At 58.3% G+C, this 14,983-nt stretch carries 14 protein-coding genes; 7 read left to right on the top strand and 7 right to left on the bottom strand.

Going from position 1 to position 14,983, the window contains the following annotated elements; translation table 11 throughout:
* Positions 1-99 precede the first annotated feature (99 nt).
* Both K7H09_RS14000 and K7H09_RS13995 read left to right on the top strand, forming a co-directional pair.
* Entirely contained in the window at positions 100-921 is an 822-nt protein-coding gene (locus K7H09_RS14000) for a tripartite tricarboxylate transporter substrate binding protein (protein ID WP_223828071.1), read from the top strand.
* 335 nt (positions 922-1,256) lie between these two features.
* Positions 1,257-2,213 (top strand): Bug family tripartite tricarboxylate transporter substrate binding protein, encoded by a 957-nt coding sequence (locus K7H09_RS13995; RefSeq protein WP_141440436.1) that lies wholly within the window; start codon positions 1,257-1,259, stop codon positions 2,211-2,213.
* A gap of 18 nt (positions 2,214-2,231) precedes the next feature.
* Here the strand turns inward: K7H09_RS13995 and K7H09_RS24445 are convergent, their stop codons facing one another.
* Positions 2,232-2,366, bottom strand: a complete 135-nt coding sequence (locus tag K7H09_RS24445) for a hypothetical protein (protein ID WP_255200324.1) — start codon at positions 2,364-2,366, stop codon at positions 2,232-2,234.
* Between K7H09_RS24445 and K7H09_RS13990 the strand changes: the two genes are divergently transcribed.
* Positions 2,365-2,832 (top strand): tripartite tricarboxylate transporter TctB family protein, encoded by a 468-nt coding sequence (locus K7H09_RS13990; RefSeq protein ID WP_027957855.1) that lies wholly within the window; start codon positions 2,365-2,367, stop codon positions 2,830-2,832. The two genes, K7H09_RS24445 and K7H09_RS13990, sit on opposite strands and share 2 nt — an antisense overlap.
* 14 nt (positions 2,833-2,846) lie before the next feature.
* Positions 2,847-4,352, top strand: a complete 1,506-nt coding sequence (locus K7H09_RS13985; protein WP_141440434.1) for a tripartite tricarboxylate transporter permease — start codon at positions 2,847-2,849, stop codon at positions 4,350-4,352.
* Positions 4,353-4,591: 239 nt separating this feature from the next.
* On the opposite strand, the gene K7H09_RS13980 is transcribed toward K7H09_RS13985, so the two are convergent.
* From K7H09_RS13980 to K7H09_RS13960, 5 genes are read right to left on the bottom strand one after another with little or no spacing between them, the layout of a single operon-like run.
* The gene (locus tag K7H09_RS13980) at positions 4,592-5,677 is read right to left on the bottom strand and encodes an ABC transporter ATP-binding protein (RefSeq protein WP_141440433.1); all 1,086 of its coding nucleotides are present in this window, start codon (positions 5,675-5,677) and stop codon (positions 4,592-4,594) included.
* A complete protein-coding gene (locus K7H09_RS13975) occupies positions 5,674-6,534 on the bottom strand; it encodes an ABC transporter permease (protein WP_230804982.1) in 861 nt (286 codons plus the stop codon). Before K7H09_RS13975 ends, K7H09_RS13980 begins: the two co-directional genes overlap by 4 nt.
* Complete coding sequence (locus K7H09_RS13970) at positions 6,518-7,351, bottom strand: ABC transporter permease (protein WP_141440432.1); 834 nt, start codon at positions 7,349-7,351, stop codon at positions 6,518-6,520. The genes K7H09_RS13975 and K7H09_RS13970 overlap by 17 nt, the downstream gene beginning before the upstream one ends.
* The gene (locus K7H09_RS13965) at positions 7,348-8,172 is read right to left on the bottom strand and encodes an alkaline phosphatase family protein (RefSeq protein WP_141440431.1); all 825 of its coding nucleotides are present in this window, start codon (positions 8,170-8,172) and stop codon (positions 7,348-7,350) included. The genes K7H09_RS13970 and K7H09_RS13965 overlap by 4 nt, the downstream gene beginning before the upstream one ends.
* Positions 8,173-8,228: 56 nt before the next feature.
* Positions 8,229-9,308, bottom strand: a complete 1,080-nt coding sequence (locus K7H09_RS13960; RefSeq protein WP_230804980.1) for an ABC transporter substrate-binding protein — start codon at positions 9,306-9,308, stop codon at positions 8,229-8,231.
* A 269-nt stretch (positions 9,309-9,577) separates the two neighbouring features.
* On the opposite strand from K7H09_RS13960, the gene K7H09_RS13955 reads away from it, so the two are divergent.
* Complete coding sequence (locus K7H09_RS13955) at positions 9,578-10,351, top strand: UTRA domain-containing protein (RefSeq protein ID WP_141440430.1); 774 nt, start codon at positions 9,578-9,580, stop codon at positions 10,349-10,351.
* Positions 10,352-10,922: 571 nt separating this feature from the next.
* Here the strand turns inward: K7H09_RS13955 and K7H09_RS13950 are convergent.
* Positions 10,923-11,795 (bottom strand): ABC transporter substrate-binding protein, encoded by an 873-nt coding sequence (locus K7H09_RS13950; RefSeq protein ID WP_442908120.1) that lies wholly within the window; start codon positions 11,793-11,795, stop codon positions 10,923-10,925.
* A gap of 234 nt (positions 11,796-12,029) precedes the next feature.
* Between K7H09_RS13950 and K7H09_RS13945 the strand changes: the two genes are divergently transcribed.
* Together K7H09_RS13945 and K7H09_RS13940 are read left to right on the top strand one after the other, a co-directional pair.
* Entirely contained in the window at positions 12,030-14,204 is a 2,175-nt protein-coding gene (locus K7H09_RS13945; protein WP_141440428.1) for a TonB-dependent receptor, read from the top strand.
* A gap of 128 nt (positions 14,205-14,332) precedes the next feature.
* Positions 14,333-14,551: a hypothetical protein gene (locus K7H09_RS13940; protein WP_230804978.1), complete on the top strand. Its 219-nt coding sequence runs from the start codon at positions 14,333-14,335 to the stop codon at positions 14,549-14,551.
* Positions 14,552-14,983: the final 432 nt, after the last annotated feature.

Here is a 14,983-nt window from a genome sequence, read left to right as displayed (position 1 = left end):
ACTTCCCTCCTGGTCGGCACCAGCCTCGCTCAAGCCGACTATCCCGACAAACCGATCAACTTGGTGGTCGGCTACTCCGCCGGGGGCGGCACGGACGTCATGGCCCGCACAGTCGCCAAGTATCTGGAGGAGCAGTTGGGCGACGGCGCCACGGTGGTGGTTAAGAACATGCCTGGCGCGGGCGGTCAGATCGGATTTTCGGCGCTAGCCTCGGCCAGTCCAGACGGCTACACGATTGGCACCATGAATCTGCCAGCTGCCCTGGCGCTGACCTATGACCGCGAGGCTGACTACGACGTGGACAGCTTCACCTGGCTGGCCAACTTCGTCTCCGACCCTAATACCCTAGTGGTGCCGAAAGACTCTGACATCGCCTCGGTGGAAGACCTGATCGCGTACGCCAGGGACGTCCAAGGCAAGATGCCGGTGGGCCTGTCCTCGCTAGGCGGCAACGACCATTTCTCCGCTATCCAGTTCGCCGAGGCGGCCGACATTGAACTAAACTACGTACCGTTTAATGGCGCAGCCCAGGCGCGCAGCGCACTGATGGGCGGGCACGTGGCCATGGGCACCATGGCATATAGCCAGACGGTGGGCTTTGAAGATGAGCTACGCGTACTGGCCGTGCTGGCTGACGAGCGCCTGGAACAAGCCACCAACGTGCCGACGGCGAAGGAGCTCGGCTTCGATATCGAAATGGGCTCGTTCCGCGGCTTGGCGGCACCGGCCAACCTACCGGTTGACATCCGCTCTGCTCTGCTGGGCGCCCTTGAGGATGTGGCCGAGGACATCAACTTTAGCTCCGACATGGCACAGCAGGGCAACCCGCTGAGCGTCATCTATGGGGAAGACTATCGAGCCCTGGCCGAGGCCCAGGATGAGTTGGCGCGGCGCACCTGGGAAGAGACGCCCTGGAAGTAATCTTATTTAACAGACCGACGCGAGGCACTGCTGTCCCGCGCCGGTTTATCTCTATTTCATCCCCCCGGCGCACCAGCCTCACTCAATACATAGTCACACTGAATTACTCCCACTCCCCCCGACCATAGTCGTAAGCCTTTACTGGCCGTTCGTCATGGTATTAGCGGCCAACCCCGATGACATGGGCTTTATCGCCTTTCCTCTCCATAGATACAGAAAAACTTACCACACAGTTAAACATTATTCGCTTTTATCAAGTAATTCTGTACTGTTCACTGCACTAGACAGGCTTTGCCTTTTAGACCATCCGTGAATGTAAACGGGAGTACAACAACATGATCACAAAGTTTTCAACCATCGCCGCCACTCTCTGCCTCGCTAGCATTACCTCGACTCAGGCCCTCGCCAACTATCCAGAGAAAAAGATAGACCTGATCGTCGGCTATGCTGCAGGTGGTGGAACCGACGTCATGGCCCGCACCGTTGCGCCTTTCCTTGAGCAGTATCTTGGCGACGACGCTACCGTCGTAGTAAAGAATATGCCCGGTGCCAGCGGCCAGATCGGCGTCACCGCCACGGCCCAGGCCGATCCCGATGGCTACACTATCGGCACCTACAACCTGCCCGGCATGATGGCCCGCACCCTTGACCGCGACGCCGACTACGACGCCGATAGCTTCACCTACCTGGCCAACGTGGTAGACGATCCCAACGTGATCGTCACACCTAAGAGCAGCGACATCGACAGCATGGAAAAACTGGTCGCTGCAGCCCAGGAACGTGATGGTGCCATCACCGTCAGCATGTCAAGCCTCGGCGGCGATGATCATTTCTTCCTTATTCGGCTCTCCGAGGAGACCGACGCTGAATATACCATCGTTCCCTTCTCAGGCTCCGCGCCGGCGCGTAGTGCTCTCATGGGCGGTCATGTCGCAATGGGGATCATCAACTTATCGGAGGTGGTCAACTTCCGTGACGAGCTAAATGTGCTGGGCATTGCCACCAACGAACGTTCTGAACTACTGGAAGGTGTGCCGACCTTTACCGAGCAAGGCTACGATCTTGTCAACGGTTCGCTGCGTGGGTTTATTGCCCCCTCCGGCCTGCCGGAAGAGGTCGAGGCCAGCCTGATTAGTGCCTTCGAGAAGACGTACGAGGATCCAAAATTCCAAGAGGCTATGCTCAAATCTGGGAATCCTATCAGTCTGACGACAGGAGATGATTTTCAAGCACTTAACGCAGAGCAGCTTGAACTGGCCGAGCGTGTTTGGGAATCCTCACCCTGGAAATAAATTGATTGGCCGGGGTGTTCAATCAACCCGGCCAACCATGGCAAGCCCCCCTTCGTCACGCCCCGTAACAGGATAAAACGTCACCTCCACCATGTCGCTCGACTCGCTTGGTGGTAGACGCTCTACGAGCAAGCCAGCCAGAGAATAGAACATGAAACAGACCACTTCAGGGCAAGGGCCTCATCCCGACCTCATCACCGGTATCGCCATCATCGTTGTCGCAGGGTTTCTTCTGCTACGCACACCCGACATGCCGACCATGAGCTCCCTGCTGCCTATAACAATGCTGAGCACGCTAATCGGGCTCTCTGTATTAATGATCTTACGGGTTTTTGCCGCCACGCGAAGCGAGCGCTTTAAAGCCCCACGGCACCAAATATTCGAGAATTTGCCGCGCTTTCTCGGCATTGTCGTGGCCATTGGGCTCTACGTGGCCAGCGTGAGCTTGATCGGCTTTTACACAACCACCGCGGTTATGGTGCCTTTGGTGGCGTGGAGCTTCGGCTATCGGGATATCAAACGGTTGCTGTTGGCGGATCTGATATTCACCGGAGGCTTGGCAATAATTTTCGCCTTGCTGATGGGTCAGGATCTCCCCACTGAATTCTTCATACGCTGAAAGAGGGCTGACACATGTATGGAAGTTTGATTGATGCACTCCCAGCGGTGCTGTCTCTCGGCAATTTCGCCGCTGTCGTGCTCGGCGTCATAACGGGCATCTGTATTGGTGCCTTGCCCGGGCTCAGCGCCACCATGGCAATCTCGGTACTGATTCCCTTCACCTTCGGCATGGATCCACTGGTAGCACTTGGCATGATGGCCGGTATCTATAACGGCGCCATGTACGGTGGTGCTATTCCCGCGGTGCTGCTGCGCATTCCCGGCACCCCCGCCGCCGTAGCCACCAGCTTCGACGGCTACCCAATGGCCCAGCAAGGCAGGGGCGGCTATGCGCTTCAGGTCTCAGTGGTGTCATCCGCCATCGGTGGCATCGTCTCGGCTATCGTGCTCATGCTATTGGCCCCGCCGCTGGCCAAGGTAACACTGCTGTTTGGCCCCTCCGAGGTTTTCTGGGTCGCCGTCTTCGGCCTCTCGGCCATCGTCTTCCTGCTCGGCGGAGACGTCCTCAAGGGCTTGTTGAGCGCCTGTTTCGGCGTTTTTGTCTCGCTGGTCGGGCTAGACTCTATCTCCGGATATGACCGCTACACCTTCGGCCACCTGGAGTTACTCGACGGCATCAACATCGTGGTGCTACTCGTCGGGCTCTACGCCATACCGCCGGCAATCGCCCTCCTGGAGGAAGTCGTGGATGTCGACACCTCCACGGCCAAAAAGCTCAATACGACGAGCCTCTGGAAGGCCTTTCCGAGCATGCTGAGATTCTGGAAGACTTGGCTGCGCTCTTCGGTGATCGGCGTGTTCGTCGGCATCCTGCCGGGCGCTGGCGGATCAATGGCGGCCTTTCTCAGCTACAACGAAGCACGTCGCGCATCCAGTAATCCCGAAGACTGGGGCAAGGGCGAACCCGAGGGCGTAGCGGCCTCCGAGACCGCCAACAACGCCGATACCGCCTCAGCACTGATTCCCGCCTTGACGCTCGGCATCCCCGGTACCGCGGTGGCTGCAGTGATGCTCGGTGGCCTGATGATCCACGGTCTGCAACCTGGCCCGATGCTCTTCCGTGACAACCCCGGCATTGTGTTCGGCTTCATGTGGCAGTTCCTGTTCGCCGCCATCTTGCTGATCGTACTTGGCGGCGCCCTGGCCACCAACAGCTTTGCACAGGTTCTGCGTCTGCCGCGTCCACTGCTTGGCGCTTTCATCATCACCCTGGTTCTAGTGGGGGTCTACTCGATCAATGGCCGGATGTTCGACGTTTACTTGATGCTGGGCTTCGGTTTTATCGGCTACTTTATGGACAAACTGAAGTTCCCATTGCCCCCAGTCGTGCTGGGCCTAATTCTCGGTGGCTTCGCCGAGCAGAACTTGCGTCTGGCTCTGCGCATTGGTGGAGGCGATTGGACAGCCTTGGCAGCGAATACCACGTCGAAGGTGCTTATTGCCATGATTCTTCTTGTCATTCTTATGCCTCTCTTTTCACGACTGTCCCGCCGCAAGAAGAGTGAGTCGACGGCATAGTACCCTGTTAATAATTTAGGCCCTGCGGTCTGATATGGCATGAAAGCGCGGCGCCCCTACCGCGCTTCTTCTGTTGTTTGCCCCCGGTGGCCAAGGGGATGTCAGCCCTTCATTCGCTTCGACTACTGGCACTTCAGCGGGCGTTCTCTTCTGCCGGCGCTGGCTATCGTTACGATATGCCTTGCCACCGCTATGCTTTAGAGCGCCACTGATAAAGGCACATGATAAACGGGGCCTAATTACTCTACGAACGCTTGAACCTCATCGAGGTCCACCACCACCCCTACTTGGCTGCCTTCCGTCAGCAGATGCCGGCTACCGCGGTTGAGCGTATCGACAGAGAGCACCACCCCGGGGCACTCTACCGAATAGCGCACGATGTTGCCGAGCAGTTGGCAGCGGCGTATGACCCCGGGGCACTCTGGGCCAGGGCGAGCCGGTCGCTCCACGCCCATCGCTCCGTCTGCCAGTGGCTGGAGGTAAAGGGCCTCTGGCCGCAGCGCCACGCGTGCTGAGTCGAAACCCTCTCCTAACAGCGGACGGGCCTGATCGCCGAGCAATATGTTGTAGTGCCCCATAAAGCCCGCCGCGTGGTAGTCCCTGGGCCGTGTATAGAGTTCTTCGGCGCTTCCCTGCTGCAGAATGTGCCCGTCATGCATCAGGAAGATACGGTCAGACATCACCAGTGCCTCTTCCTGGTCGTGGGTCACAAACAGGGTCGTCAGCCCTAATGTCTGCTGGATATCGCGCAGCTGCTGACGTAGATGGCCGCGGATACGGGCATCGAGCGCTGAGAGCGGCTCATCCATCAATAGGATACGTGGCTCAACCACCAGCGCTCTTGCTAAAGCCACGCGTTGGCATTGTCCGCCGGAGAGCTGGTGGGGAAACTTGTCAGCATGCACATTGAGCTCTACCAGACGCAGTACCTCATCCACCCGGCGGCGGCGCTCCTCATGCGGCACCTTCTGCATACGCAGGCCGAAGGCGACGTTGTCGGTCACCCGCATATTGGGAAACAGCGCATAATGCTGGAAGACCATGCCAACACCACGCTGCTGGGGCGGAAGTGCGGTGATCTCTTCGCCATCCACCACGATTCGCCCCTCATCCAGCCGATTCAACCCGGCAATAGATCGCAACAGGGTCGATTTTCCGCAGCCGGAGGGCCCCAGCAGCGTGACGAACTCCCCCTTGGCTATCACCGCATTGATGTGAGAAAACACCTGGGTAGTGCCGAAACGCTTGGCCAACCCCTCGAGATGGAGATAGCCAGAGGCCAGGGTGCTGTCGTTGGCTACCGGAGCACCGCTTAGGGTCGTCATGGGTTGGCCCCCTTGGTAATGGCGTGACCGGCCTGACGATTCCCCAACCAGGTCAGCAGCAGGGTGAACAAGAAGAGTGTTATCACCAATGCGCTGGTGAAGTGGCCGCTGGAGCCACGCATATTGTTGAGATACACCTGCAGGGTCTCGAAGCGCGTGCCTACCAGCATGTTGGCGAAGACGAACTCGCCGATCAGGAAGGAGAAGGACAGGAACACGGCGACCTGCACTCCCACGCGGATGTTGGGAAGAATGACCAGGAAGAAGGCCTTGAAGGGCGTTGCCCCCAGCAATTGCGCGGCTTCCATCAGTGACCTTACATCGATGGTGCGCAGGCTGTTGGCAATGGCCCGGTAGACGAAGGGCAGCGCGATCGTCACGTAGGTAAACATCAGAATCCAGGGGGTGCCCACCAGTGGCAGCGGGCCGCCAGCGTAGAGTTGCAGCAGTCCTACCGAGGAGACCACAGGAGGCACTGCAAAGGGCACCAGGATAAGGCCACTCATCCAGGCATCCAGCCGTGGGTAGCGGGTATGCGCCAGGAAAGCTACCGGCACCACCAGCACCAAACTCAGCGCCAGCGCACCTAGAGTGACCAGCAGTGAGCGGGCGAAGGCCCACTGAAAGCGCGGTGTACTCCATAGCTCCCAAAACCACTTCAGGGTCACCCCATCAGGCAGGAGGGTGGCCCCCCAGCTGGACGCCAACGCATACCCCAGGGTGGCGAGCAGCGGCAGCGCCAGTAGCGTGAACACACCCCACACCACCAGTGCATAGGGCGACGGCCAGGCAAGGCGAAGTGCTGGCAGTGGCGACTCCCCTGGTCGGGATAGGGTGAGATCAGCGTTCTGCGACATAATGGCTCCTGCGCACTATCCACTGCTGAATCAGGGTGACCATTGCCAGTAACCCGACCAGAACCAGCGCCAGTGCGCTGGCCAGATTGGGCTGCAGGAAGAGATCCCCCGAGACCAGATTGGCGATACGGATAGTCATGAGGTTGTAGCTGGTATTGACCAGCGCATAGACGGTGGCATAGGCGCCCATGGCGTTGGCGATCAGAATCGTCAGCGTCCCCGCCAGTGCCGGCCGGAGGATCGGCAGACCGATATGGCGCCAGTAGGCGATACGCCCGGCGCCCAGCAGACTAGCAGCGTCCCGCCACTCTGCCCGCAATCCCTCAAAAGCAGGAAACAGCAGCAGTATGCCCAAGGGAATCTGGAACCAGGTGTAGATCACGATCAGGCCGTTGCGCGAATAGAGCGAGAAGCTATCGATCAGCCCTAGACGCTGAAGGGCTATGGTCAACACCCCGTTGGCGCCCATCAGGATGATGAACGCGAAGGCCAGCGGTACACCGGCAAAGTTGCTGGTCATATTGGTGAAGGCGATCATCCAGCGCCGCAGCGGACCGCTGGTGCGGGTCAGGCTGTGGCACGCCAGGGTGGCTATGATCAGCCCCAGAAGGCTCGAAATCAGTGAAATCTCCAGGCTGCGCCCAATGGCCTGCCGAAAGAAGGGCGAACCCGCGATTTCCCTAAAGTGGCCGAGCCCCCAGGCGCCCTCGACGTGGAAGGCACTGATGGCTATCCAGCCGAGCGGCGCCAGTTGGAAGGCCACGAATACCAGCGCAAAGGGTACCAGCCATAGCCAGGCGGGCAGTAGACGCTTCACGACGCCGCCCTCCCCTCGGCCAGCAGCTCGGCGTGATAGGGTTTGTCATGCTCCAGGCCCAGCAAGGTGGCCAAGGTACCGCACAGCCTTGGCTGCTGCAGCGATGCCACCGGCGCATGAGCAAATGCCTCGCCAAATAGCCATAGTGGCACCCGGCGCTCCTCCTCCAGTAGGCCCGAGTGAGAACCGTCGGCGTTCATGCCGTGGTCGGCGGTCACCATCACCTGGTAGCCCTCAACCAGCCACTGCGGCAAATAGTCTGCCAGGGCGCTATCGGCCCGACGTGCGGCGTTGCGGTACTGGGGCGACTCGCCGCCATGGCGATGGCCGGCATCATCGACATTCATGCTGTGCACCAGCAGAAAGTCAGGGGCGTTGAGCCGGCGCAGCGCTTCGGCGTCGCTGAACAGGTGATCGTCAGGGTAGTGATCCTGCCAGTAGAAGAGGCCCACCTGGATCGCGCTCTCCGCACTCTGGTGGAAACGGTGGCGGGCAGGCACGAAGGGAGCCTCAAGATAGAGCTCGCTGACCCAGTGATAGGCCGCCGCGGCGGTACGCCGCCCTTGGCGAACCGCCAGATCGAATAGGCTGGTGCCCGTTGATCGGCGCACCACCTGGTTATGTACCACCCCAGAGTCCACAGGACGGTCGCCGGTCAGCAAACACTCATAGAGGGGGCGGGACATGGCTGGCAGCTCGCAATTAAGCGCGTGGAAGCTGCCACGGCCCGCTTCACAGAGAGCGTGTAGGTGGCCCATAGCGTGCCGCCCCACGGCATGGTTAAGGCCATCGAGCACCACGAGAATGACGCGGTGAGACATCACAGGCTCCTTGCCGCCTCCTGGGGAGGCGGCCGTCAGTCGGGAAGAGGAGGTGGTTACTGTTGATGGATCAGCACCTGGGACTGCCACTGGCTCGGCAGCTGCCGAGCGCTCATTTCCCAGGCGTCGAAATCCTCTACCGCGCGGGCATTGGCGTACTGCTCATTGGGCAGCAGTTTGGCGGCGATCTCGTCGGGGAGGGTCAGGTGCTCGGCGCGAATCGGGCGGGCATACCCCTCCGCCAAGTTGAACTGCCCCTCGTCAGAGAGGATGAACTCGCGAGCCAGCTTGGCCGCGTTTGGATGCGGAGCGTGCTTGTTGATGATGGTGGCGTAGCCAGAAGTCACCGAGGCATCGCCAGGAATGACCACATCGAAGGCATCACGGTTGATCTGATCACGGTAGTTCAGAGCGTTGAAGTCCCACATCAGCGCAACCTCGACTTCCCCTTTCTCGAGGTTGGCGATGCTGGGATCCGCCAGTGACAACCGCCCCTGGCGGGCCAGTTCGGCAAACAGCTCCAGCCCTGGCAGCAGGTTATTTTCATCACCTCCGTTGGCATAGGCGGCGGCGAGCACCGAGCTGTTAGCCTGCGCCGCTTGCCCTACGGCGCCCAGCGCTACGCTGTAGTCGCCCTCGACCAAGTCAGCAAAGGTGCGCGGCCGCTCCTCCTCCGGCACTAGCTGCTTGTTGATCATAAAGGCAATAGTGCCGGTATAGCCCAATACCCAGTGGCCGTCCTCATCCTTGGCCCAATCGGGAATCTCTTCCCAGGTCGTCGGCTTGTAGGGCTGAGTCACGCCTTCTGACACGGCGATGGGGCCAAAGCTGATGCCCACGTCACCGATATCAACGGTGGCATTTTCACCCTCGGCCTTGAACTTGGCAATTTCCTCGGCGGAGCTCATGTCGGTATCCATGTGCTCCAAACCATACTGTTCGTGCAAATCGGCCCAGGTGTCTTTCCAGTTGGCCCAGGAGTCCGGCATGCCGACGCTGTCGACGCGCCCCTCCTCCTGGGCAGCGGCGATCAGTTCGGACAGGTCGGTATCCGCTTGGGCTTGGCTGGCGAGAAGCGCCGTTCCGAGCGCAGCGGTTAGCGTCAGTTGCAGCAGCGACGAGCGTGTCGGATTCACAGTATGGCCTCATTCGGTTAGTCAGGGTAATGCCGCCATCTGGTCTAGTTCAGTAACGGCTGACAAAAGGCATACTAGGAGGTGGAAATGACAAAGGCATGTCGCTTGAATGACATTCACATGTCCTTACAATAGCGGAAATTGCTGCTGAAATTGGCGGTTATAGATCAGACATGTCATCGCCCTGACATGATACCTTCGCTAAAATAACCTGCAGACGACTGCGTGTGAGCTTAAGCAGTCTGAACTAGACCAGAAGCGAGCTTCCTTTGACCACTACGCTGCCACACGCCACGCCATTTAGCGCGGATAACGCCTTACCCCGCCTGACGCCACCGACCAGCCGCCTTCAGCAGGCGCTACTGGGCATGCTGGCAGAGGAGACCCCCTCTGCCACTGGGCGCCTACCCTCCGAACGACAGATGATGGAGCGCTTCTCAACCACACGCATCACACTGCGTGAGGCGTTGATGCAACTGGAGGCCGAAGGTCGCATCTATCGGGAGAGCCGCCGCGGCTGGTTCGTCTCTCCTCCTCGTCTTCGCTACGACTTACTCGCCTCTCTGCCGTTCAAGGAAATGGTAGCGTCCCAGCAGCGCTGCCCGGAAACCGAGGTACTCAAAGCCACCCAGTGCCCTGCCCAACCCAAGGTCGCGGCCCGCCTGGGCATCCTGGAAGGAGCACCGGTTTTCCACATCATCCGGGCACGCCGTATCGATGGGCGCCCCGTGCTATACGTCGAACACTACCTGCGCGCGGACTGCTTCCCCGGGATTCTCGAGCACGACCTCGTGACCTGCTCACTCACCGAACTCTATCGCAGCCACTACGGCGTACGCATCAGCCGTGTCAGCTTCGAGCTCTGCTCCACGGTGCTGCATAGTCGTGCGGCTGAGGCACTGCGCGCGGCCTCAGGAGGGCCTGCTCAGCGCGTCACTCGTATCAACTACGACCAGAATGGCCGAGCCATCGATTATGACGATGAGCTTTGGCGACATGATGCGATTGAACTCACTGTGTCGGCGGCGCCGCAGGGCACGTAACAACTGCCCATCGGTGAGCTCGCCCGCATAAAAGCGTTTCAACAGCGTCACCAACGCCGCTTCACGATCATCAGCAGCGTGTTTTTTCATAACAGCCCCAGCGCTTGAGCCGAGTATCAAGAGTGCGCAAGCCAACGAACCTCGCGTCCAATATTCGTGGGCAGGTAACGACAATTAACCCGCATCGTGCCAAGCCTTATCAAAATGAATCTGTACTGTCAGTTTCAAGCACCACCTGTGCGCAGAATAGTGCTCAAGATATCCAATATGAGCAGTTTAGTGCGCAAAATAAGCTTCAGGAAAAATTAATGAGCAGTATTCTGCACAATAAAAGCAGCAGAACGTTTTAAGGTGCCAACGAAATCCAGAGCGATTTGGTCACGGTTCTCGCCCCAGTGGGCATATCACCATGTTCCCCAAGAGGCTGGATATCCACCAAGAGAGCTGGAGTTGGTTGTTGGAAAAGCGCTGGAAAGGCATGGTCAGCCTGCAAAATGACAGCGCCACCGGCGCCATTGACGCATGAAATAGCACCTAGCCTGATCGGAAATAGGGTTAAGCGCTCAAACGCTTACTCAAGGTGGGTGCGCGACGTCAGGGCAGAAACCAGCTCCCGAGCAAAGCGTTGAGCGGAAGGCAGCGCGCCAAAACTCCATACCGGCGGTAAGCGCAATAGAGTGGCGTTTTTAACGCTGGGTAAGTGTTGCCATAAACCACTTTTCGCCAGTGCGTCTTCGACCCCAGCGGGCACCGGCTCGACAACGACCAGCGTGGCCTCAGGATAGTCGTAGAGCGCTTCGATACCCACGAGTGAAAATCCCCAGGCGTTGGTAGGCCGATCCCAGGCATTGGTCAAATTGATTCGTTCAAGCACGGCATTATAGAGACTGTTGTCACCAAAAACCCTGACATGGCGGGCATCCATGAATTGCACCATCAGCAGCGGCGGTGCATCGGGACGCTGTTGGCTAAGCGTGTCCATCAACGCATGCGTTTCGTTGATTAGCTGCGCTGCCTGTAGCCGGTGGCCGGTCAACTCACCTAGCTGCCGGGTGAGTGTTTGTATCTCTTGCCAGGTATGAGTGCCGGGAGAATAGGGGGAGAACGACGTGACGGGGGCAATTCTCTCCAGACGCTCTGTCAAACTGGCGAACATCGGCGAAATGAACGTTTGCGTCGGTGGCGATTGCGCCATGAGTTCGAGGTTGGGCTGTGATCGCAGGCCAATATCTGCAACGCCGTCGGGGATTCTTGGCTCCCCTACCCACTCATGGTAGCCATTTTGTTGAGCGGTACCACTCAGCGGCGCGTCAATGGCCAGTAGCGTTTCGGCAATGGTCCAGTTGATAGTGGCCCACTGCGCGTGGGCACTCGACAAGGGCAGCAAGCAAGCGGCCGTTAAACAGCAGCGAACCAAGAAAGAGAGCATCGACCGGTGGCACATAGCAGCGAGAGCATCAGAAAAAAGGGATCACATTGAGACGTCAATGCGCATTTTTTGCAAGGCAGTACGTAAAAAATATCATCCGCATATGTTAATACATCTCATTTTGTTTATCATATGCATTTATGCCGGAAAGGTGATCATGGCACGACAGCCAAGCCCTCCGCTTGCTTATATCGGCTTCATAAAAACGCGGCGGCTGGGTGCAGCTGTAAAAACGATAGGATCGATACTATGTCTCTTGGGAACACCTCCAACACAGCGGCTAAGCGCCGTAAAGCACGGCTTCTGCGCGCGCTGACGCTGGTCGCGATGGGTATTTCGCCCGCGACCGCCTGGGCGCAAACGAGTGCTGACAATCAGTCCCTGGAGACCGTCACCGTCACGGGCTCCGTACCGACCTATGGAGATACGCCACCTCCGGCCTTCGCCGGTGGCCAAATCGCGGCGGGTGGCCGAGTGGGCCTGATCGGTGAAAAGGACGCGATGGACGTGCCTTTCAACGTTATCAGTTATACCAGTGAGCTGATGGAGAACCAACAATCCCAAACACTGGGCGATACGCTGCAAAACGATGCCTCGGTATCGGTTGGGCTGGGCTTTGGCATCTATGGCGAAGCGTACAAAGTACGCGGCTTTAACCTGACCGGTGACGACGTTGCTTATGGCGGCCTCTACGGTGTACTGCCACGACAAATCATCAACAGCAACCTTGCCGAGCGCGTCGAAGTCTTCAAAGGCGCCAGCGCCTTTACGTCGGGCATTCCCATCGGCGGGAGCGGCGGAATTGGTGGCACCATCAACATCGAGCCCAAACACGCGGGGGATGACCCGATGCTTAATCTATCCAGTGGCTATCGTTCCGATGGCTACGGCGAAGTGGGCGTCGATGCTAGCCAGCGTTATGGTGATCAGCAGCAATGGGGGGCACGGGTAAGTGCCATGCGCGGCCGTGGTGACACTGCCATTGATGACGAAAACCAGCGCGATACCTCCACCGTCGTTGGGCTCGACTACCGTGGCGCTCAAGGCCGGATATTGTTCGATGTCGGTCATCAAAAGCTCACCCTGGATGGTGGCCGCTCAAGCGTTAATACCGGCGCGGCCACTCAAGTGCCCGCTGCGCCGGATTCCTCGTTGAACTACACCCCCTCTTTCGGTGGGACCGAGCTAGAAACCAATTTCGGCATGGTCAGAGGCGAATATGACCTCACCAACACCTGGACCGCTTTCGCGGCCTTGGGGGGTAACCGCACGCTCGAAGGCATCGTGTCGGCGACTCCTCGCCTTACCGATGATGCAGGTAACGCCAGGGTCAACGACTTCGAGACCAACAACCACATCGACAACGTCGCCAGCCAAGCGGGGCTTCGTGGGTATGTGTTGACCGGCCCGGTCAGCCATGACATCACCGTTGGCTACTCCAGCGCCTATCGCAAGTTCGACACGGACTGGAGTTTCCTCGCGGCAGGCACGACCAACATCTACGATCCCGTCGATTTATCTCGCCCGGATGGCACGCCTTTCGTGGGGGGTAGCGTGACGCGCACACGCTCCCAAGGGGTCACGCTGAGCGATACACTTGGATTCATCGATGACCGACTGTTGCTGACACTGGGCGCACGCTATCAGGAACTCGAGATCGACGAACGTCCTAATGACGATAGCAGCAATCGCTATGCCGATCGTCGGGTAACCCCCGCTGTCGGCGCGGTGTTCAAGACCACGGATAATATCTCGCTCTACGCCAACTACGTCGAAGCATTGCGGGATGGCGGCACGGTCACCGATACCACAGCGCTGAACTTTGGCCAGCACTTGGGCATTGCCCATGCCGAGCAGCAAGAGGTGGGCGCTAAGTTCGACTACGGCAACCTAGGCGGTGGCATTAGCCTGTTCCAGATCGAGCTACCCTCTGCAGCGGTCGTCGATGGCGTCGGCAACCTGGATAACGAGCAGCGTAATCGCGGCCTGGAGCTAAGCCTTTACGGTGAGCCGACGACAGGAGTGCGCCTGTTCAGCAGCGCGACCTGGATAGATGCCGAACTCACCAAAACACAGGATGGCAACGAAGGAAATGACGCCACGGGCGTTCCTGAGTATCGTTTTGTGCTTGGTGGCGAATGGGACACACCCTTCATTGAGCGCCTCACTGCCACTGGGCGCGTCCTGCACACAGGCTCGCAGTACGCCGATGTAGCCAACGACTTGGAGTTGGATTCCTGGACACGCCTCGATCTTGGCCTGCGCTACACCACACCGGTCGGTGGCGCTGATTGGATCTGGCGCGCAGGCATCGACAACGTGACCGACGAAAATTACTGGTCAGGCGCCTCGACGTCCTTTGCGAATTATTTGATTCAAGGCGAACCGCGCACCTTCAAGCTTTCGGCGACCGTCGAGTTTTAAGTAACGCACACTCTTTACCGTTACCATGAGGGCGCTTCCTATGAAGCGCCCTCACTGTTTGCGGCACGCTTACCTTAGGCTTGCTTAATTTGATGTGTTGCCGATTGGTCGCCCGCTAGATGCGGCTTATGACTACCTCAACTGGTGGATATCGGGATGGCCCGACGCCGTCATGGCCCGCCAAGAGCCTTCCTAGCCCCGATGGCACCGCTGACATGATTCATCGAGGCGAAATCCGCGATGGCGGAGACTACCAGACCAGAATGAGCCGTATCGCGGTGTGGAATATCGTCATGGATGAGCATAACTATTTGGTAAGGCGCTGGAATGATTTTATGTCGGCGTAAGCCTTGAGTTTGATCTAGCATTTCGCATCTTCCGCCCTCGCATTGGAAGCAACAGCGTGATGACCATAAGTACATGACCTCACCTCTTGGCTTTCAAGAGCTTACGCGGGGTTTGTGTTTGCTCCCCAGCTCCCATCTAATCAAGACTGCGCCGCGCCAACGCTAGAAAAATGTATGCTCTAATCAGCAGGCCAAGAAGAAGCGTTGAAAAGAAAAGCTTACGAACCTCAGCCCATTTAAACAGCTTGTGCTAGGCTAAGTTCAGTAGAGAATTGAGCAAGTGCTCGGAAACTAATTAGCAAGTAGCATAAGGTTGAAAACGCCCCAAAGCGAACCCTCGGAAAATGCAGCAGCCGCGCGGATTTCGAACATACGGCCTAATGGAAATTAATAGTTATACCTGTCATAAACTTAGAGCAGATTTTACAGGCT

This window comes from Halomonas sp. IOP_14 (genome assembly GCF_021021315.1).
Taxonomy (GTDB): domain Bacteria; phylum Pseudomonadota; class Gammaproteobacteria; order Pseudomonadales; family Halomonadaceae; genus Vreelandella; species Vreelandella titanicae.
The sequence above is the reverse complement of the archived record's forward strand: the minus strand, read 5'-3'. Positions and strand labels throughout refer to the sequence as shown.